20 protein-coding genes and 1 pseudogene are annotated in these 18,421 nt (G+C 73.3%); 17 read left to right on the plus strand and 4 right to left on the minus strand.

Annotated features, from left to right (window positions below; translation table 11 throughout):
• Positions 1 to 26 precede the first annotated feature (26 nt).
• Positions 27 to 518, minus strand: a complete 492-nt coding sequence (locus B0E53_RS04700; RefSeq protein WP_107074839.1) for a DUF3093 domain-containing protein — start codon at positions 516 to 518, stop codon at positions 27 to 29.
• An 86-nt stretch (positions 519 to 604) separates the two neighbouring features.
• Between B0E53_RS04700 and dut the strand changes: the two genes are divergently transcribed.
• The 4 genes from dut to B0E53_RS04720 all read left to right on the plus strand — a co-directional run bounded on the left by dut (position 605) and on the right by B0E53_RS04720 (position 3,067).
• Entirely contained in the window at positions 605 to 1,102 is a 498-nt protein-coding gene (gene dut, locus B0E53_RS04705; RefSeq protein ID WP_210405922.1) for a dUTP diphosphatase, read from the plus strand.
• A gap of 25 nt (positions 1,103 to 1,127) precedes the next feature.
• Positions 1,128 to 1,778 carry a DUF3710 domain-containing protein gene (locus B0E53_RS04710; protein ID WP_107074841.1) on the plus strand — a complete coding sequence of 217 codons (651 nt, stop codon included), beginning with the start codon at positions 1,128 to 1,130 and terminating at the stop codon, positions 1,776 to 1,778.
• 237 nt (positions 1,779 to 2,015) lie between these two features.
• Positions 2,016 to 2,396: an OB-fold nucleic acid binding domain-containing protein gene (locus tag B0E53_RS04715; RefSeq protein WP_107074842.1), complete on the plus strand. Its 381-nt coding sequence runs from the start codon at positions 2,016 to 2,018 to the stop codon at positions 2,394 to 2,396.
• 56 nt (positions 2,397 to 2,452) lie between these two features.
• Complete coding sequence (locus B0E53_RS04720; protein WP_246835238.1) at positions 2,453 to 3,067, plus strand: DUF3159 domain-containing protein; 615 nt, start codon at positions 2,453 to 2,455, stop codon at positions 3,065 to 3,067.
• A gap of 18 nt (positions 3,068 to 3,085) precedes the next feature.
• Here the strand turns inward: B0E53_RS04720 and B0E53_RS04725 are convergent, their stop codons facing one another.
• Together B0E53_RS04725 and B0E53_RS04730 are read right to left on the minus strand one after the other, a co-directional pair.
• Positions 3,086 to 3,775 carry a TrkA family potassium uptake protein gene (locus B0E53_RS04725; RefSeq protein ID WP_107074844.1) on the minus strand — a complete coding sequence of 230 codons (690 nt, stop codon included), beginning with the start codon at positions 3,773 to 3,775 and terminating at the stop codon, positions 3,086 to 3,088.
• 3 nt (positions 3,776 to 3,778) lie between these two features.
• The gene (locus tag B0E53_RS04730) at positions 3,779 to 4,444 is read right to left on the minus strand and encodes a TrkA family potassium uptake protein (protein ID WP_107074845.1); all 666 of its coding nucleotides are present in this window, start codon (positions 4,442 to 4,444) and stop codon (positions 3,779 to 3,781) included.
• Positions 4,445 to 4,602: 158 nt separating this feature from the next.
• Here B0E53_RS04730 and B0E53_RS04735 point away from each other — a divergent pair, with 158 nt between their 5' ends.
• The 11 genes and pseudogenes from B0E53_RS04735 (at position 4,603) to B0E53_RS37325 (ending at position 13,636) form a co-directional block, all read left to right on the plus strand.
• Positions 4,603 to 6,666 (plus strand): APC family permease, encoded by a 2,064-nt coding sequence (locus B0E53_RS04735; RefSeq protein ID WP_107074846.1) that lies wholly within the window; start codon positions 4,603 to 4,605, stop codon positions 6,664 to 6,666.
• The gene (locus B0E53_RS04740; RefSeq protein WP_107074847.1) at positions 6,663 to 7,901 is read left to right on the plus strand and encodes a class I SAM-dependent RNA methyltransferase; all 1,239 of its coding nucleotides are present in this window, start codon (positions 6,663 to 6,665) and stop codon (positions 7,899 to 7,901) included. The genes B0E53_RS04735 and B0E53_RS04740 overlap by 4 nt, the downstream gene beginning before the upstream one ends.
• 31 nt (positions 7,902 to 7,932) lie before the next feature.
• A pseudogene (locus B0E53_RS39055) lies at positions 7,933 to 8,323 on the plus strand (anhydro-N-acetylmuramic acid kinase); the annotation flags it as partial.
• An 81-nt stretch (positions 8,324 to 8,404) separates the two neighbouring features.
• A complete protein-coding gene (locus tag B0E53_RS40025) occupies positions 8,405 to 8,572 on the plus strand; it encodes an anhydro-N-acetylmuramic acid kinase (protein WP_281492833.1) in 168 nt (55 codons plus the stop codon).
• Positions 8,551 to 8,913: an anhydro-N-acetylmuramic acid kinase gene (locus tag B0E53_RS39060; protein WP_281492834.1), complete on the plus strand. Its 363-nt coding sequence runs from the start codon at positions 8,551 to 8,553 to the stop codon at positions 8,911 to 8,913. Before B0E53_RS40025 ends, B0E53_RS39060 begins: the two co-directional genes overlap by 22 nt.
• Before the next feature lie 70 nt (positions 8,914 to 8,983).
• Positions 8,984 to 10,927, plus strand: a complete 1,944-nt coding sequence (gene dxs, locus B0E53_RS04750; protein ID WP_107074848.1) for a 1-deoxy-D-xylulose-5-phosphate synthase — start codon at positions 8,984 to 8,986, stop codon at positions 10,925 to 10,927.
• 109 nt (positions 10,928 to 11,036) lie between these two features.
• Positions 11,037 to 11,585, plus strand: coding sequence for a GNAT family N-acetyltransferase (locus B0E53_RS04755; RefSeq protein ID WP_107074849.1), 549 nt, complete (start codon positions 11,037 to 11,039; stop codon positions 11,583 to 11,585).
• 135 nt (positions 11,586 to 11,720) lie between these two features.
• Positions 11,721 to 12,932 carry a helix-turn-helix domain-containing protein gene (locus B0E53_RS04760; protein ID WP_107074850.1) on the plus strand — a complete coding sequence of 404 codons (1,212 nt, stop codon included), beginning with the start codon at positions 11,721 to 11,723 and terminating at the stop codon, positions 12,930 to 12,932.
• Between the two features lie 130 nt (positions 12,933 to 13,062).
• Positions 13,063 to 13,251: a hypothetical protein gene (locus B0E53_RS04765; RefSeq protein ID WP_107074851.1), complete on the plus strand. Its 189-nt coding sequence runs from the start codon at positions 13,063 to 13,065 to the stop codon at positions 13,249 to 13,251.
• Positions 13,248 to 13,466, plus strand: a complete 219-nt coding sequence (locus B0E53_RS04770; protein ID WP_107074852.1) for a flavin reductase — start codon at positions 13,248 to 13,250, stop codon at positions 13,464 to 13,466. Before B0E53_RS04765 ends, B0E53_RS04770 begins: the two co-directional genes overlap by 4 nt.
• Entirely contained in the window at positions 13,463 to 13,636 is a 174-nt protein-coding gene (locus B0E53_RS37325) for a hypothetical protein (RefSeq protein ID WP_168215221.1), read from the plus strand. Before B0E53_RS04770 ends, B0E53_RS37325 begins: the two co-directional genes overlap by 4 nt.
• 148 nt (positions 13,637 to 13,784) lie before the next feature.
• Here B0E53_RS37325 and B0E53_RS04775 read toward each other — a convergent pair whose 3' ends face one another.
• Positions 13,785 to 14,969, minus strand: coding sequence for a hypothetical protein (locus B0E53_RS04775; RefSeq protein ID WP_107074853.1), 1,185 nt, complete (start codon positions 14,967 to 14,969; stop codon positions 13,785 to 13,787).
• A gap of 243 nt (positions 14,970 to 15,212) precedes the next feature.
• On the opposite strand from B0E53_RS04775, the gene B0E53_RS04780 reads away from it, so the two are divergent.
• Positions 15,213 to 17,018, plus strand: coding sequence for a hypothetical protein (locus tag B0E53_RS04780; RefSeq protein WP_246835239.1), 1,806 nt, complete (start codon positions 15,213 to 15,215; stop codon positions 17,016 to 17,018).
• Positions 16,976 to 18,421, plus strand: a 1,446-nt coding sequence (locus B0E53_RS04785; RefSeq protein WP_107074858.1) for a hypothetical protein, incomplete at its 3' end; no start/stop codon positions are given. The genes B0E53_RS04780 and B0E53_RS04785, both read left to right, overlap by 43 nt.

An 18,421-nucleotide genomic window follows, 5' to 3' on the forward strand; every position in this document is an offset into this window, starting at 1 on the left:
ACCGCCCGGCCGGGGACCGGCGCCGGTCAGCCGGCGTCGCGGGCGGCCAGCAGGGCCGTGGCCAGCTCGACCGGGTGCCGGGTGCTGACCACCCAGAACGGGGTGGGGTCGTCGGGATCGTCGAGCACCACCTGCACGGCGCCGCCGACCCAGGGGCGCTGCACCACGAAGGCGAGCGGATCGGAGCCGACGCCGAGCACCTCACGCCGGCCCGCCGCGTCCAGCGGCACCGCGTCGGCGACGAAGCGCACCGGGAGGTGGGCGTCGTCGACCCGCAGCTCGCCGGCGTGGACGGTGACGCGGATCCGGCCCAGCCACCAGAGCGTGGCCGCCGCTGCGGGGAGCAGCAGCACGAACGGCAGCCAGGCCCGGACGCCGGTCGCGCCCATCCACAGCTCGGCGGCGAGCAGCCCGGCGAGGGCGAGGCCGGTCGGCCAGGCCCACCAGGGCAGCCCGAGGCGCTCCGCGTACGCGGGCGGGGCGGCCACGGGGGCGGTCGAGGATGACGACTGACGCACACTCCGAGGGTACGGCGCGCGGGCGGCCGGCGAACCGGCAGGATGGCAGGGTCACCCCCGCAAGGACCGGACGGAAGAGGATGACCGTGACAGACGTCGTACCCGTGCCCGTACGGCAGCTCGACCCGGAGCTGCCGCTGCCGGCGTACGCCCATCCCGGCGATGCCGGCGCGGACCTGGTGGCCGCCGCGGACGTGGAGCTGCCGCCCGGCGGGCGGGCCCTGGTGCCGACCGGTGTCGCCGTCGCGCTGCCGGAGGGGTACGTCGGCCTGGTGCACCCCCGATCGGGGCTGGCGGCCAGGCTCGGCGTGACGGTGCTCAACGCGCCCGGTACGGTCGACGCCGGCTACCGGGGTGAGATCCTGGTCAACCTGATCAATCATGATCGGGAGACGCCGGCGAAGATCAGCCGCGGCGACCGGATCGCGCAGCTCGTGGTCCAGCGGGTCGCCCGGGCCGAGTTCCAGCCGGTCGTCGAGCTGCCCGTGTCCCGGCGCGGGACCGGCGGGCACGGCTCCACCGGCGGGCACGCCGGGCTGGTCCCGGCTCCGGCGGGCGGGCACACGGAAGAGGTGGCAGGGTGAGTGCGAACAGCGGAGGGTGGGCGCAGTGATCTTCTCCCGTAAGCGGGCCGAGGGCGCGCGGCACGCGCGTGACGAGCGGGACGCCGGGGTCCTCGACACCGAGGAGACCCCGCAGCCGCCGGCTCGCGGCCCGTACGACGTCACCGAGGCGCCCGACGCGCCCCGGCTCGACCTGGGCAGCCTGCAGATCCCGGCGGTGCCGGAGGTCGAGGTGCGGGTGCAGGCCGACCCGCAGGGCGTGATCCAGCAGGTGGTGCTGGTGCACGGCCAGAACGCCCTCCAGCTCGGCGTCTTCGCCGCGCCCCGCTCCGACGGCATCTGGGACGAGGTGCGCGAGGAGATCCGGCAGTCGCTGTTCAACGACGGCGCCGCGGCCCAGGAGGTCGAGGGGGAGTACGGCACCGAGCTGCGCGCCCGCGTCCGCACCCCGGACGGCATCACCGACCTGCGCTTCGTCGGCATCGACGGGCCGCGCTGGATGGTGCGCGGGGTCTACCAGGGCGAGGCCGCCACCAACCCGGTCGCCGCCGGCCCCCTCGCGGCCTGCCTCGACGGCCTGGTCGTCGACCGCGGCCAGGAGGCCAAGCCGGTCCGCGAGCCGCTGCCGCTGCGGCTGCCCCGCGAGATGGCCGAGCAGGCCGAGCAGGAGGGCGCGCCGCAGCAGCGCGAGGCCTGAGCACCGCGATCCGGGCCCGGTCGGAGTCGGCGTGACATCGACGCCGCCGGGCCCGTCGCGTGTCCGGGCCTGGCCGCAGCGGGCGGATCCGTGCCCGGCCCCGGGGGGCGTACGCACTCCGACGCCGGTCCCGCCGCCGGGCCGGATCGGCGTACGCTGGCGGGACGGTTCCGGCAATCCGGGGCCTACCCAGAGCCGGCGGGAGCCGGCCGGCGTGGAGAGGGTGACGCGGAGGTCATGACGACCGACGAGAGCCGGGTGTCGCTGCGGCGACTCCTGAAACGCCTCACCGCGAGCGAAGCCGAAATCGAGGCGCAGGAGCTGCAACGGGAGAGCGCCGAGTCCGGGGGCATGCCGGCCCGCCAGTGCATGCGCGGCCAGGTGGTCTCGGTCGCCGGGCGGCTGCGCACCGTGGTCTACACGCCCCGGACCAACCTGCCCACGCTGGAGGCCGACCTCTACGACGGCAGCGACGTGGTCACCCTGGTCTGGCTGGGCCGGCGGCACATCGCCGGCATCGAGCCGGGCCGGCACCTTACCGCCCGCGGCCGGGTGGCCCTACGGGACGACCGCAAGGTGATCTACAACCCGTACTACGAGCTGGAGTCGCCGAAGTGACGACCGGACAGCACACCCAGCCGGAACTCGGGCCGGAGGACGAGCGGCTGCCCAGCATGGCCGAGCAGATGGCCGACCAGCTCGGCGGCTGGCGGGGCCTGGTCGAGTCGAGCATCCCCGTGGTGGTCTTCGTGATCGCCAACGTGGTGGGCGACCTGCGTCCCGCCGTGATCGCCTCGGTGGCGGTGGCGCTGCTGATCGCCGGGCTGCGGCTGGCCCAGCGCCGGCCGGTGCGGCACGCGGTCAACGGCCTGGTCGGCATCGCCATCGGCGCGGCCATCGCCTGGCGCACCGGCAACGAGCGCGACTTCTACCTCCCCGGCATCCTCTACGGCATCGGCTACGGCCTGGCCCTGCTGCTCTCGGCGGCCATCAAGCAGCCGCTGGTCGGCTGGATCTGGTCGGTGCTGGTGGCCAAGGGCCGCTCCGAGTGGCGGGACGACCCGAGGCTGGTGCGCACCTTCACCCAGCTCACCGTGCTCTGGGGCGTGGTGTGGCTGGCCAAGGTCGGCGTGCAGGCCGGGCTCTACCTGGCCCACCAGGACACCGCGCTGGGCGTGGCCCGGCTCGCCCTGGGCTACCCGCCGTACGCGCTGCTGCTGCTGATCACCGTCTGGGTGGTGCGCCGGGTCACCCGGGAGACCGCGCCGACGCCGCTGCCGGGGGCCTGAGCCCCCGGTGCCGCCCGGTCAGGACCGCTCGCGGGTGCGCCCGACGCTGTCCGGGCCGAGGATCACCGCCCGGACCTCGTCCTCCACTGCCGCCGTGCACACGAAGACCAGCTCGTCGCCGGCCTCGATCGGGTCGTCCGGGCTGGGCACCAGCACCCGCTTGCCGCGCAGGATCGCCACCAGCGCGGCGTCCCGGGGCAGCGGCACCGCGTGGATCGGCTGCCCGACGTAGGGCGCGGTGGGCGGCAGGGTGATCTCGACGAGGTTCGCCTCGCCCTGCCGGAAGGTCATCAGCCGGACCAGGTCGCCGACGGTGACCGCCTCCTCGACCAGCGCGGCCATGACCCGCGGCTTGCTCACCGCGACGTCCACGCCCCACTGCTCGGTGAAGAGCCACTCGTTCTCCGCCCGGTTGACCCGGGCCACCACCCGGGGCACCGCGAACTCGGTCTTGGCCAGCAGCGACACCACGAGGTTGACCTTGTCGTCACCGGTGGCCGCGACGACCACCTCGCAGCCGGCCAGGTTGGCCTCCTCCAGGCTGGCCAGCTCGCAGGCGTCGGCGAGCACCCAGTCGGCGGCCGGCACCCGGTCGGGCCGGAGCATCTTGGGCTGCCGCTCGATCAGCATCACCTGGTGGCCGTTGTCGATCAGCTCCTGGGCGATCGACCGGCCCACGTTGCCCGCGCCGGCGATGGCGATGCGCATGGCTCACTGCCCCCCTTCGGGCGGCGCCGCCGCCATCGAGGTGACCGAGGCGGCGATGTCGTCGGTCACCAGCATGAAGACCTGGTCGCCCTCCTGCACCACGGTGGAGGCGGTCGGCAGGGTGCCGATCCCGAACCGGATCAGGTAGGCCACCCGGGCGCCGGTGGCCTCCTCGAGGTGCCGCAGCGACCGGCCGATCCAGTCCTTGTGCACCGGCACCTCGATGATCGAGACGGTGCTGGTCGGGTCGCGGAAGATCTCCACGTTGCCCTCGGGGACCAGGTGGCGCAGCATCCGTTCGGCCGTCCACCGCACCGTGGCCACGGTGGGGATGCCCAGGCGCTCGTAGACCTGGGCACGGCGCTGGTCGTAGATCCGGGCGGCCACCCGGGACACGCCGAAGGTCTCGCGGGCCAGCCGGGCCGAGATGATGTTGGAGTTGTCGCCGCTGGAGACCGCGGCGAAGGCGTCGGCGCGCTCGATGCCGGCCTGGCGCAGCACCTCGCCGTCGAAGCCGGCGCCGGTGACCGTAATGCCGGCGAAGTCCGGCCCGAGACGGCGGAACGCGTCCGCGTCCTGGTCGATCACCGCCACCGAGTGCCCCCGGGACTCCAGGCTGTGGGCCAGGGTCGACCCGACCCGGCCGCAGCCCATGATCACGACATGCACGGTGTCCGCTCCTCCCACGGTGCCGCCCGCTGGCCCGTCGTCTGCGAGCCTGCCACGTCCCCGCTGCCGGCGGGGGATCGAACCGTACCGCGCGGGCGCGCACCGGGCGATCGGCCACCCCCACCGCCCGGCGCGAGGTGGTCGTACTCTTTGCGGTTGTGGCCAGACCCACCTCGCTGCTGAAGCGACTCCTCCTCGGTCGACCGTTCCGGTCCGACCGTCTCCAGCACACCCTCCTGCCGAAGCGCATCGCGCTGCCGGTCTTCGCCTCCGACGCGCTCTCCAGCGTCGCCTACGCTCCGGACGAGATCCTGCTGACGCTCTCCATCGCGGGCGCGTCGGCCTTCTTCTTCTCGCCGTGGATCGCGCTCGCGGTCGTCGTGGTGATGCTGACCGTGGTGGCCAGCTACCGGCAGAACGTGCACGCCTACCCCTCGGGTGGCGGCGACTACGAGGTGGCCACGGTCAATCTCGGGCCCCGGGCCGGGCTCGCGGTGGCCAGCGCGCTGCTGGTCGACTACGTGCTCACCGTCGCGGTGTCGGTCTCCTCGGGCGTGGCGAACCTCGGCTCGGTGGTGCCGTTCGTGGCCACCCACAAGGTGCTCATCGCGGTCACGGCGGTGGTGCTGCTGACGGCGATCAACCTGCGCGGCCTGCGCGAGTCGGGTACCGCGTTCGCCATCCCCACCTACGGGTTCGTGATCGTCATCGGCGGCATGCTGCTGACCGGGCTGGTCCGGATCTTCATCCTCGGCGACGACCTGCGGGCGCCGAGCGCCGGGCTGGAGATCCACGCCGAGCACAGCGTGACCGGCTTCGCGTTGATCTTCCTGCTGCTGCGCACCTTCTCCTCCGGCTGCGCGGCGCTCACCGGCGTGGAGGCGATCTCCAACGGCGTACCCGCGTTCAAGACCCCGAAGTCGAAGAACGCGGCGACCACCCTGCTGCTGCTCGGCACCATCGCGGTCAGCATGCTGGTCGGCATCATCTGGCTGGCCAAGCTGACCGGCCTCCAGTTCGTCGAGGACCCGGCGCAGATCGTCTCCGGGCCCGACGGGTACGTGCAGAAGACCGTCACCACCCAGCTCGGCCAGACCGTCTTCGGCGACGGCTCGGTGCTGCTCTACGTGGTGGCCGGGATGACCGCGCTGATCCTGTTCCTGGCCGCGAACACCGCGTTCAACGGCTTCCCGGTGCTCGGCTCGATCCTGGCCCAGGACCGCTACCTGCCCCGCCAGCTGCACACCCGGGGTGACCGGCTGGCGTTCTCCAACGGCATCCTCTTCCTGGCCGTCTTCGCGGTGGTGCTGATCATCGGCTTCCAGGCCGAGGTCACGCGGCTCATCCAGCTCTACATCGTCGGGGTGTTCGTCTCGTTCACGCTCTCCCAGGCCGGCATGATCCGGCACTGGAACCGGCACCTGCGCACCGAGCGGGACCCGGAGGCGCGCGCCCGGATGGTCCGCTCCCGGGCGATCAACGCGTTCGGCATGGTGATGACCGGCGTGGTGCTGATCATCGTGCTGGTCACCAAGTTCCTGCTCGGCGCCTGGATCGCGATCGCCGCGATGGCGGTGATCTACCTGCTCATGCTGGCCATCCGCCGGCACTACGACCGGATCGCCGCGGAGCTGGAGCCGACCGAGCAGCGGGCCGTGCTGCCCGCCCGCAACCACGCGATCGTGCTGGTCAGCAAGCTGCACCAGCCCACGTTGCGGGCCATCGCGTACGCCCGGGCGACCCGGCCGGACACGCTCACGGCCGTGACCGTCAACGTCGACGACAAGGACACCCGGGACCTCCAGGCCGACTGGGAGCGGCGGGAACTGCCGGTGCCGCTGACGGTGATCGACTCCCCGTACCGGGAGATCACCCGGCCGATCCTCAACTTCGTCGCCTCCACCCGCCGGGAGTCGCCCCGCGACGTGGTCACGGTCTTCATTCCCGAGTACGTGGTGGGCCGCTGGTGGGAGAACCTGCTGCACAACCAGAGCGCGCTGCGGCTCAAGGGGCGGCTGCTGTTCGAGCCGGGCGTGATGGTCACCAGCGTGCCCTGGCAGCTCGCCTCGACCGCCAGCAAGAACCTGGACCGGCTGGACGCCACGCTCACCCGTGGCCCGGCACGCGGGCCCCGGGTGGCCCCGCGCAGCACCCTGCCGCCCACCGTCCCGCCGGTGGTCTCCGCGCCGCCCGGCGAGAGCGGTTCGGGGGAGCGCCCGTGACCGCGCCCGCCCGGACCGGGCTGGAGGAGGCGCAGCGGGTCGAGCTGACCGTGGACGCGGTCGCCCCCGGCGGGCACTGCGTGGCCCGGGTCGACGGCCAGGTGGTCTTCGTCCGCCACGCGCTGCCCGGCGAGCGGGTGGTGGCCGAGGTGACCGAGCTGCACCGGGGCTTCGCCCGCGCCGACGCCGTGGAGATCCTGACCGCGTCGGCGGACCGGGTCGAGCCACCCTGCCCGTACGCGAAGCCGGGCCGGTGTGGCGGCTGCGACCTCCAGCACGTCACCCCGGCCGCCCAGCTCGACTGGAAGAACACCGTGGTGTGCGAGCAGCTCACCCGGCTGGGCGGGCTCACCGACGACCAGATCGACGCGCTCGGCGTTCGGGTCGAGGCGCTGCCCGGCGGGCCGCTGGGCTGGCGCTCCCGGGTCCGCTACGCGGTCGACGCCGCCGGCCGGGCCGGCCTGCTCAAGCACCGCTCGCACGAGGTCGTGCCGATCGACCGCTGCCTGATCGCCCACCCGGCCATCCAGGACCTGCCCGTGCTGACCCCGAGCGGTGCCCGCTGGCCGGACGCCGACGCCGTCGAGACGGTCGCCTCCACCGGCGGCGACGTCAGCGTGGTCGCCTTCGCCGAGGGGGTCCCCACCCCGGTCAGCGGCCCGGCCGAGGTCCGCGAGGTGGCCGCCGGCCGGGACTGGACGCTGCCCGCGTCCGGCTTCTGGCAGGTGCACCCGGCCGCCGCGGACACCCTGGTCGGGGCGGTCCTCGACCTGCTCGAACCGCACCCCGGCGAGACCGCCTGGGACCTCTACGGCGGCGCCGGGCTGTTCGCCGCGGCCCTCACGGGCCGGGTCGGCGACGCCCGGGTCACCCTGGTCGAGTCGAGCCAGGACGGGGTGGACGCGGCCCGGGCCAACCTGGCCGACCTGCCCCGGGTCGAGGTGGTCGCCGCCCGGGTGGAGACCGCGCTGGCCCGCCGCCGGGTCACCGGCCCGGTCGACCTCGTGGTGCTCGACCCGCCGCGCTCCGGCGCGGGCGCCCCGGTGGTGCGGGACATCGTCGCCGCCGGCCCGCGCGCGGTCGCGTACGTGGCCTGCGACCCGGCCGCCTTCGCCCGGGACGTGCGCACCTTCACCGGGGCCGGTTGGCGGCTGGCCGCGCTGCGCGGCTTCGACCTGTTCCCGATGACCCAGCACGTCGAGCTGGTCGGGCTGTTCCTGCCACCCGGGCAATGACTAGCCTGGCCCGATGAAGATCGTCGGGCTGATGTCGGGCACCTCGTACGACGGGGTGGACGTGGTGGCGGCCGAGTTCACCCGGGACGGGGAGACGCTGCGGCTGCGCCCGCTCGGGCACCGCAGCCTCGACTACCCCGATGACCTGCGGGCCGAGATCGGCGCGCTGCTGCCCCCGGCGGCCACCACCATCGAGGCGGTCTGCCGGCTGGACAACCGCCTCGGCGAGGTCTTCGCCGAGGCGGCGGCGGCCGGCGTCGAGCTGGCCGGTGGCACGGCCGACGCCGTGGTCTCGCCCGGGCAGACCGTCTTCCACTGGGTCGAGGCGAGCCGGGTGCGGGGCACCCTCCAGCTCGGCGCGCCGGCCCGGGTGGCCGCCCGGGTGGGCGTACCCGTGTTGCACGACCTGCGGTCGGCGGACGTGGCGGCCGGCGGCCAGGGCGCGCCGCTGGTCCCGGCCTTCGACGCGCTGCTGCTCGACTCGGCCGGCGGCGGCCGGCCGGGTGCACGAGGGGCTGCTGGGGCTGCTGCTGGCCGAGCCCTACTACGCCGCGCCCCCGCCCAAGTCGACCGGCAAGGAGCTGTTCCACGGCCGCTACCTGGACGACCGGCTGGCCGCCCTGGGGGAGCCGCTGGCCGTCGACGACGGCTGGCCACGCTCACCGAGCTGACCGCCCGGACCGTCGCCGACGCCTGTGACCGGCACGGGGTGACCGAGGTCATCGCCGCCGGCGGGGGAGTGCGCAACCCCACACTCCGGGCCCGGCTCGCCGCGTTGGGCGAGGGGCGTTGGCGGCTGCGCACGACCGACGAGCTGGGCGTGCCGGCCCAGGCCAAGGAGGCGTACGCGTTCGCCCTGCTGGGCTGGCTCTCCTGGCACGGGCTGCCCGGGGCCATCCCCTCGGTCACCGGGGCGTCCCGGGCCGCCGTGCTGGGCTCCTGGACTCCCTCCGGCCCGGCCTGGGCGGGCACCCCGGCGGATCCGCCGCGCCGGCTGGTCATCGTCCCCTGATCGGGGCCCTGACCTGGGAAGATCCACGGCCGCGCTGCGGGCTGTCGGGTGGCCGATAGACTCTTCGGTCATGAGTGTTGAAGAGGGCACGGCCAACCACGGTCGGCTGCTGGGCACCGTCCGCGGCCCGCAGGACGTGAAGCGGATGACGGCCGAGCAACTGGACATCCTCGCCGCCGAGATCCGGGACTTCCTGATCGCCAAGGTCTCCCGCACCGGCGGGCACGTGGGCCCCAACCTGGGCGTGGTCGAGCTGACGCTGGCCATGCACCGCGTCTTCGACTCGCCGCGCGACCGGCTCCTGTTCGACACCGGCCACCAGGCCTACGTACACAAGATCGTCACCGGGCGGCAGGAGGGCTTCGACAAGCTCCGCCAGCGCGGTGGCCTCTCCGGCTACCCCAGCCAGGCGGAGAGCGAGCACGACCTCATCGAGAACTCGCACGCCTCCACCGCCCTCTCCTACGCCGACGGCCTCGCCAAGGCGTACGCGCTGCGCGGCGAGAAGCGCAGCGTGGTCGCCGTGGTCGGCGACGGCGCGCTCACCGGCGGCATGTGCTGGGAGGCGCTGAACAACATCGCCACCGCCGGCAACCCCCTCGTGATCGTGGTCAACGACAACGGCCGGTCCTACTCGCCGACCATCGGCGGCCTCGCCGACCACCTGTCGTCGCTGCGGCTCAACCCGAGCTACGAGAAGGTGCTCGACACCGTCAAGGACGCCCTCGGCTCGACCCCGCTGGTCGGCAGGCCCATGTACGAGGTGCTGCACGCGGTCAAGAAGGGCATCAAGGACGCGGTCGCCCCGCAGGCCATGTTCGAGGACCTGGGCATCAAGTACGTCGGCCCGGTCGACGGCCACGACGTCCCCGCCATCGAGTCGGCGCTGCGCGCCGCGAAGAACTTCGGCGGCCCGGTGATAGTGCACGCGGTCACCCGCAAGGGCTACGGCTACCGGCCGGCCGAGGAGGACGAGGCCGACTGCCTGCACGGCCCCGGCGCGTTCGACGCCGAGACCGGCAAGCTGCTCGCCGTCCCCTCGGTGAAGTGGACGAACGTCTTCGCCGACGAGCTGGTCGCCATCGCCGACGAGCGTCCCGACGTGGTCGGCATCACCGCCGCCATGGCCGAGCCCACCGGCATCGCCACCCTGGCCCGCAAGTACCCCAACCGGGTGTACGACGTGGGCATCGCCGAGCAGCACGCCGCCACCTCGGCGGCCGGCCTCGCCATGGGTGGCCTGCACCCGGTGGTCGCCGTCTACGCGACCTTCCTCAACCGCGCCTTCGACCAGGTCCTGCTCGACGTGGCCATGCACAAGCTGCCGGTCACCTTCGTGCTGGACCGGGCCGGCATCACCGGCCCCGACGGGCCCAGCCACTACGGCATCTGGGACATGTCCGTCTTCGGTGTGGTGCCCGGCCTGCGCATCGCCGCGCCCCGCGACTCGGCCACCCTCCGCGAGGAACTGCGCGAGGCGGTCGCCGTTGACGACGGCCCCACCATCCTGCGCTTCCCGACCGGCACCGTCGCCGCCGACCTGCCGGCCGTGCGCCGGGTCGGCCCGGTCGACGTGCTGGCCGAGTCGGCGCGTACCGACGTGCTGCTGGTCGCGGTCGGCTCCTTCGCCGGCCTCGGCATGGAGGTCGCCACCCGGGTCGCCGAGCAGGGGTACGGCGTGACCGTGGTCGACCCGCGGTGGGTGCGTCCGGTGCCGGCCGAGCTGGTCGAGCTGGCCGCCGGGCACCGGCTCGTCGTCACCGTCGAGGACGGGGTCCGGGTTGGGGGCGTGGGTTCCGCGCTGGCCCAGGCCATGCGGGACGCTGACGTTCGGGTGCCGGTGAAGGATCTCGGTGTGCCGGCGGACTGGCACCCGCACGGGACCCGGGCGCAGATCCTTGCCGACCTGGGGCTGACTGCGCAGGACGTGGCGCGAAACGTGACCGGGTGGATCTCGGGGCTGGACGCTCAGTCTGTTGACCCGGCCGCCGACAAGGCGACCGCCAAGAACTGATCCCAGCTACGCGAACGGGCGGCCCTGCTTCGCTCAGGGCCGCCCGTTCGGCGTCGGGGCCGCCCCTCCGTGGGTTAGGGCATTGCTGAAAGCTAGTAACGTCCATGCGATGGAAGTACGGGAAGCGATGCTCGCCGATGTGGACGGAATTATCGACGTGCACACTCGGGCGCGCCTGGCCTATTACAGAGCCGGCGGACTGGCCCCCGAGGCCATCGTGAATCCGGCCCTGGAACGAGAACAGCGAACCGGATGGACGGCGGCGATCGAGTCGCCCCACAAGAGAGTGCTGTGTGGTGCCGTCGATGGTCGCATCGTTGGTGTCGCCGCCATGGGTCCTCCGCTCTCATCCCAGGTGGACGCCAGTGCGGTGGGCCAGCTGTACCAGATCCATGTCGTCCCGGGGAACTGGGGAAAGGGTATCGGCAGTGCCTTGCACGCGTCCTTCGTGCGATACCTGGAAGACGTTTCCCTACCTGCAGGCATGCTCGAAGTCTGGGAGCGCAACAGACGTGCGCGAGCTTTCTACGTCAGGCATGGCTGGAAGCCGGATGGGCAGTTTCGGGCCGGGCCAGACGACTCCAAATACATCGGCATGCGGCTTGAACTGATGGCCCTTGCTGCGCCGGCCTCAACTCCTTCTTGCGGGGAGTGCTGAGCCAGGCGAGGGGTTGTCGGCTGAGGGCGGGTCGCGCGACGTCGCGGGCTTATCACGGCGAGAGGTCGTGAGTACGGTTGGGCAGGGCGGCGGCCTGCGGGCAGCGACGCATCCCGCGCTATGAGGAGGTTCGGGATGGACTCCATGCCGGAGCTGACCTTCGGGCAGCGACTAAAGATCTACCGCGAGCGCTCGGGCAAGACCCGAGCCGTACTCGGCGGCCTGGTTGGTCGCAGCGCCGAGTGGGTCAAGGCGGTGGAAACCGATCGGATCCTCCCCCCACGCGTGCACATGCTGGACCGGATCGCCCGCGCTCTCAAGGTCGACGTGTCCGCTCTGGTGGGAGAGCTGAGCGACCGTTCCGCCGTCGTCAACGGCCCGGAACACCCGGCCCTCGCAACGGTCCGAGACGCCGTGAACCGGATCCCGCTGTCCGGCCGTGTTCCACCGGTGCCCTTGGACCAGTTGAGGGAACGTCTTGCGGCAGCATGGCGGGCACGCCATCAGGCGTCGGATCACCGCACGGTGCTTGGTGGTCTGCTTCCGGGCCTGGTTCGGGATGCCCAACATGCCGCGTTGACATATGAGGGCGACGAGCGTCGGCAGGCCCAGGCTCTGCTGGCCGGGGTGCTCGGGCTGGCGCAGATGTTCCTCGCCTACCAGCCGGCCGCCGAACTCCTCTGGCGCGTCGCCGACCGGGCGATGGTCGCAGCCCAGGAGTCCGGGGAGCCCGAGGCGCTGGCCGGCGCCGGGTGGTTCCTGTGCCAGGTGCACCGGGATGCCGGGGACTGGGACACGGCCATGGCGGTGACGCTCGATGTCGTGTCGGCACTGGAGGCTCGGGTGGCCGACGCGGACACCAACCTTCTCGCGCTCTGGGGAGCGCTGAACTTCGAAGCCGCCTACACCGCTGCCCGGGCTGGCGAGGAGGGCCGGGCCTGGCGGTACTGGGACCGCGCGGACCGGGTGGCGCAGCGCCTGCCGAAGGACTTCTACCAGCCGCAGACGTCGTTCTCGCGGGTCATCATGGGCGCGCACGCCGTGACCGTGGCCGTCGAGTTGCAGAAGTCCGGCGAGGCGCTGCGACAAGCCCGTCGCGTCGATCCGGCTGGCATCCCGTCGAGGCCGCGCCGCGCCCGCCACCTCATCGAGGTCGCTCGTGGTCACTATGGCAAGGGCGACAGCGAAGCGACCGTGGCCGCCCTCCGGCAGGCGTACGAGTCGGCACCGGAGACGATCCGCTTCAACGGCTACGCCCGGCAGATGACCCTGAATCTGCTCGACGCGCCGCGTCCGGTGCGGAAGGACGTTGTCGACCTCGCGTTGAAGGTCGGCCTCGTCTCTTGATCCAGGGGTAGGAACCCTACCCATCGCGCCCTGCAACGCTGCGTAGCTTCCTCGTCACGGGATGCGGCGGGCGGTGCGGGATCGCCTGGTCGCCGTGTCCCTCTCAACCCTGAGGGACGAGGGAGAACAGGTGCGGCGCGTCTCCTACGACGAATACCTCCTGGCGGCGGCGCTGACCCTGGCTCGCCGCCACCGCCCGGTCTGGTCGTGGCGGCACTGGCGACGCGTCTGCCGCTGCGGAGCCGACCTGCCGTGCCGAAGCCGCCACCTCATCCCGATCAACCGCGGCCACTGGCCCAGCCAGGACGACCCGCGATGACGACGCACCTCCCGGTCAAACCGGCCTGGGCGTGCGGCGGCTGCGGCGCCGGCTGGCCCTGCCAAACCCGCCAGCGGGAACTGCGAGCCGAATACGACGGCGCCCCGGTATCACTGGCCCTTTACCTGGCCGCCCAACTCGTCGACGCCACCAAGGATCTGGCCCACGTCCCGGCCGGCCAACTGCACCACCGATTCCTCGGCTGGACCCGATGAGCATCCTTCGAGCCGGCGACGAGAAGTACCACTACAGCGACGGCTCCCACCGGTGGATCCCACCCGACCCGGACTACGACCAGGAGGTCTGGGACGAGCAGGTCCGCCAACACAAGCAGAGCCACTTGAGGAACGAGCGCCCCAAAGTCCGCCTCCACCGCCTCGTGTGAAGATCGCCAGCGGCGGCCGAGCCGCAACCCATGGACGGACCAAAACCAGCGCGGGGTTCGGGGCAGCCCGACCCGCGCAGGGATCAAGCCTGACCGCCCGGAGCGGGTCGGGCTGCCCCGAACCCCACCACCGCAACCACAGGCGGCCTCAGCGCCCGCCCACGGACCGGTACCAGGTCTTCTCCGTACCCGCCAGGCTGAATGTCTGCTTCCGGTCCGGCTGCGCCACCACCACAAGACCAGGCCGGTCCACCAGCCGGGTGGTCCCCGGCGGCGCGGCGAACGAAGCATCCCGGGACCGCCAGCTCAGCACCGCAAGCGGCTGTCCCGGTACCGGCAGGTAGTAAGCCTGCAACGTCGTGGACCGGTCAGCAGGGGAGACCACGGGAGAACCACCGCCGGCCGGCCGGTAGACCACCGCGGTCATCGTTCCGGTAGCGCTCTCCCAGGTCAGCTGCTCCAGCTCACCCGGCTCCCCGCCACCAAGGGAAACCGACCCGAGCGATCGCACAGAAATCTTCGCCATCGGCCACGACTCCGGCGCCGACCGGGGCGCCTGCCGGTCCCCGATCCGCCGCGGCACGCTCCCGAACGGCCCCCGCTCCCCGGCCAGCACGCACGTGTCCAGCCCGGTCAGCGCCCGCTTCCCCGACCCCGTCTCGTCCCGTACCAAGGGATAGCGGGGCGCGGAGGTCGCCGTACCCAGGTCGAGGACGCGGTCGGCGGCCCGGCCGCGCGGCAGCGAGCGGGTGGGCCGCAGCGTCGCGGTCACGGCCACGGCCTGGCAGGCCGGCACGGCGACCGGCTCGGTGATGCCGTCGGCGGCGGGGAGCGCCTTGCCGTCGGGGCCGAGCAGCCGTTCGACGCGGGCGGAGGTGAGGTAGCGGCGGCCGGCGGGCTGCTGGACCGGCAGCACGTCGGAGTAGACCAGGTAGCCGGGGTCGGTGTACTCGGTGGCGTGGGCGATCCGCCAGCGCTGCCCGTCGCGGTCGAGTTGCAGCAGCCAGGAGGCGGCCTCGCCGGGCACGTCGGCGGCGACCAGGGCGAGCGGTGACCCGGCGACCTCACCGGAGTAGAGGATGCCGGAGGAGGCGAGGTGGGCGCGGTCGTCGACGGGGGAGCGCCAGTCGCGGACGGCGGCGGTGATCCCGGCGGTCGCGGCGGCGTCGCGGGCCAGGTTGCCCCGCGCCGGCCAGACCTTCAGGGTGCCGTCCAGGCTGTCGTAGCCGACCGGCAGCGCGGCCGGCTGCCGCCCGGCGACCGGGCCGCAGCCGGTCAGCAGCAGGGCCAGCAGCGCGGTGGCCGTCGTGCCGCGTCGACGGACTGAAACCACCCTGTACGCCCCCTGAATCCCGTCTTCACCGGCCGTGTCCGGAAGCCCACATGGTACGAGACGCCCGGTCGGCCGACCGCGCCCGCCTCACCCTTTCGGCTGATGAGCACAAAGGACGGTGGCACGTGCGATTCGTACGCCAATATCCGGCTCCGGTAGACTCCGCCGACTGTGACGCCTGCCGAGCCCCGTGGTGACTCGACGCCGGACGCCGACGTTTCAGGCGGACCGCTCTCCGTCCTGGTGGACGAACCCCCGGTCGCCACGGATGACCCGGAGCCGGTCGCGCCGGCCGTCCGGCGGCGGTGGCGGTGGACGCCGCGCCGGCAGGACCTGGCCGTGTACGGGGTGTTCCTGCTCGCCGCGCTCTGGGTGACCAGTGGGATCTGGGCCGACCCGGCCGGCCGGGTGGCGGCGCTCTACAGCAGCGACCCGGCGCAGGTGCAGTTCTTCCTGGCCCACTCGGTGCGGGTCGTGCTGCACGGCGAGTACCCGTTCTACACCGACCAGTTCAACTATCCGGACGGCGTCAACCTGATGGCGAACACCGCCATCCTGGCCCTCGGCATCCCGATGGTGCCGGTGACCCTCCTGTTCGGACCGGCGGTCTCCTTCGTCACCCTGGTCACGCTGGGCCTCGCCGGCACGGCCGCCGCCTGGTACCGGGTGCTCTCCCGGCACCTGGTGCGCAACCGGCTGGCCGCCGCCGTGGGTGGCTGGTTCTGCGGGTTCTCGCCGGCCATGCTGTCGCACGCCAACTGGCATCCGAACATCATCAGCCAGTTCCTGCTGCCGTTCATCGTGTGGCGGGTGCTGGTGCTGGCCCGCTCCACCCGGCCGGTCCGTGACGGCGTGCTGCTCGCCCTGCTGGTTACCGCGCAGGCGTTCGTCAACGAGGAGATCCTGCTCTTCACGGCGCTGGCCTGCGGGGTGTTCCTGTTCGCCGTGGTGGTGCAGCAGCGGGAGCGGTGGGCCGCCGCGTGGCGGCCGCTCGGCGTCGGGCTGGCCGTCTGCGCGGTGCTCGCCGGGGCGCTGCTGGCGTACCCGCTGTGGGTGCAGTTCGCGGGGCCGATGGCGTACCACGGGCTCAGCGACACGGTCCGCGACTACGGCAACGACATCGCCGCGTTCTTCACCCCGGGCTCGGCCACGCTGGGCGGCAACGAGCGGGCCAACGTCAACCTGGCCCCGAACTACTCGGAGGAGAACGCCTTCTTCGGCTGGAGCCTGTCGCTGCTTGCCATCGGCATCGTGGTCTGGCTGCGCCGGGAGGTGGTGGTCCGGGCGCTCGGGGCGACCGGGCTGTTCTTCGCCGTGCTCTCCCTCGGCGAGCGGGTCTCCTGGTGGGACCGGGACCTCATCACCGGCCCGTGGGAGCTGCTGGTGAAGCTGCCACTGCTGGACGCCGTGGTGCCGACCCGGTTCGGCCTCATCACCACCGTGGTGGTCGGGGTGCTGCTGGCCCTGGCCGTGGAGCGGGCGGCGGCGCTGCGGGTCGTGGAGCGGCGCACCGTGCGTACCCTGACCGCCGCCGGTCTGGTGTTCGCGCTGCTGCCCGTCGCGCCGATGCCGTTGCGGGTCACCACCCGCCCGGCCGTGCCGAAGTTCATCACCGCGGACCGGTGGCGGCAGTACGTCGGGCCGGACCAGACGCTGGTGTCCGTGCCGGTGCCGGCCATGGGCAACACCGACCCGATGCGCTGGGCGGCCAGCACCGACCTGGCCTTCAAGATCCCTGGGGGCTACTTCCTCGCCCCGCGCAACGGGGTCACCGGCGATCCGGGCCGCTTCGGTGGCCGGCCCAGCGGCATCGGCGAGCTGCTCGCCGAGGTCGAATCCACCGGGCGTACGCCGAAGCTCGACGACCGGCAGCGCCGCCGCTTCCTCGACGAGCTGCGGCACTGGCGGGCCGCGATCGTGCTGCTGCCGCTGAACGAGCAGAACGCCGAGCCGCTGCGCCGGACCGTGGAGCAGCTGGTCGGGCCGGCCCGGCAGGAGCTGGACGTGTGGTTGTGGGACGTCCGGACACTGACCAGCCCGTCCGCCTGAGCGGCCCGGACCGCCCCGGGCCCGCGCCCCGGCGCCGGTGGCGGCCACGGCCGGTCGACGCGCTGGTGGTCGCCGGCTACCTCGGCCTGGCCGTCCTGCTCACCGCCGGCCAGTGGGGCCGGCCGGACCGGCTGTTCCACCAGGCCGGCGACCAGATGCTCTTCGAGTGGATGCTGGCCCGGGCGGCCCGGGCGGTGACCGGCGGGGAGAACCCGCTGCACAGCACCGCCCTGAACGTGCCGGACGGGGTCAACCTGATGGCCAACACCTCGGTGCTCGGGCTGGGCGTGCCGCTCACCCCGGTCACCGCGTTGTTCGGCTCCCAGGTGGCGTTCCTCGTGGCCGTGGTGCTCTGCCTCGCCGGCACGGCCACCGCCTGGTACGCGCTGCTCGCCCGCCGCCTGGTCCGGTCCCGGGCCGCGGCGGCGGTGGGCGGGCTGTTCTGCGGCTTCGCCCCCGGCCTGGTGTCGCAGGCCGGGGCGCACCTGCACATGGCCGCCCAGTTCCTGGTCCCGGTGATTCTCGGGCTGGTGTTCCGGCCGGCGCACGACCGGGTCCGCCGGGACGGGGTGCTGCTCGGGCTCGCCGTCGCGTACCAGGTCTTCCTCGGCGAGGAGGTGCTGGTCTTCCTGGCCCTCGCGGCCGGGGTGTTCGCCGGGGCGTACGCCCTCGCCGACCGGGCCGGGGCGCGCCGGCTGGCGCCCGTGGTGGCGCGCCGGCTCGGGATCGGGGCGCTGGTCGCCGGAGTGCTGCTGGCGTACCCGCTCTGGGTCCAGTTCCACGGCCCCGGCCACTACAGCGGGATGCCGTTCTACGCCCGGGGCTACCGGCTGGACCTGGCCTCGTACGCCACCGCCGCCCGGCAGACCGTCGCCGGGGACCCCTACCACGCCGGGTTGCTCTCCCCGAACGCCACGGAGGAGAACTCGTTCTTCGGGCCGTTCCTGCCGCTGCTGGCCGTGCTGATAGTGGTCCGGCTGTGGCGGCGGCCGCTGGTCCGGGCCCTCGCCGCCTGCGGGCTGCTCTTCGCGCTGCTCTCGCTCGGCACCACGATCGTGGTGAACCGGCACGACACCGGGCTGCCCGGGCCGTACCGGCTGCTCGCCGGGGTGCCGCTGCTCGACCTCGTGGTGCCGGCCCGGTTCGCGCTGGTCTGCGTACCGGTGCTCGGGGTGCTGCTGGCCCTCGCCCTGGACCGGGTCCGGCACCGCGCGGCCCGGACCTGGGCACCGTGGGCGGGGGCCGTCGCCGCCGCGCTGCTGCCGCTCACCCCGACCCCGATCCGCACCGTGCCGGCCATGCCGGTGCCGGCCTTCGTGGCCGACGGCGGCTGGCGGGCGTACGTGCCGCCGGGGCGGACGCTGGTGCCGGTGCCGCCGGTCACCGGGTCCGGGGTCAGCCCG

Source organism: Micromonospora sp. MH33, from assembly GCF_003013775.1.
GTDB lineage: Bacteria > Actinomycetota > Actinomycetes > Mycobacteriales > Micromonosporaceae > Micromonospora > Micromonospora fulviviridis.

Excerpts from the sequence above, each read along its gene's own strand:
- B0E53_RS04715 (WP_107074842.1), top strand. The coding sequence starts at position 2,016 with ATGACGACCGACGAGAGCCGGGTGTCGCTGCGGCGACTCCTGAAACGC.
- B0E53_RS04720 (WP_246835238.1), top strand. The coding sequence starts at position 2,453 with ATGGCCGAGCAGATGGCCGACCAGCTCGGCGGCTGGCGGGGCCTGGTC.
- B0E53_RS04725 (WP_107074844.1), bottom strand. The coding sequence starts at position 3,775 with ATGCGCATCGCCATCGCCGGCGCGGGCAACGTGGGCCGGTCGATCGCC.
- dxs (WP_107074848.1), top strand. The coding sequence starts at position 8,984 with ATGAGTGTTGAAGAGGGCACGGCCAACCACGGTCGGCTGCTGGGCACC.
- B0E53_RS04755 (WP_107074849.1), top strand. The coding sequence starts at position 11,037 with ATGGAAGTACGGGAAGCGATGCTCGCCGATGTGGACGGAATTATCGAC.
- B0E53_RS04760 (WP_107074850.1), top strand. The coding sequence starts at position 11,721 with ATGGACTCCATGCCGGAGCTGACCTTCGGGCAGCGACTAAAGATCTAC.
- B0E53_RS04770 (WP_107074852.1), top strand. The coding sequence starts at position 13,248 with ATGACGACGCACCTCCCGGTCAAACCGGCCTGGGCGTGCGGCGGCTGC.
- B0E53_RS37325 (WP_168215221.1), top strand. The coding sequence starts at position 13,463 with ATGAGCATCCTTCGAGCCGGCGACGAGAAGTACCACTACAGCGACGGC.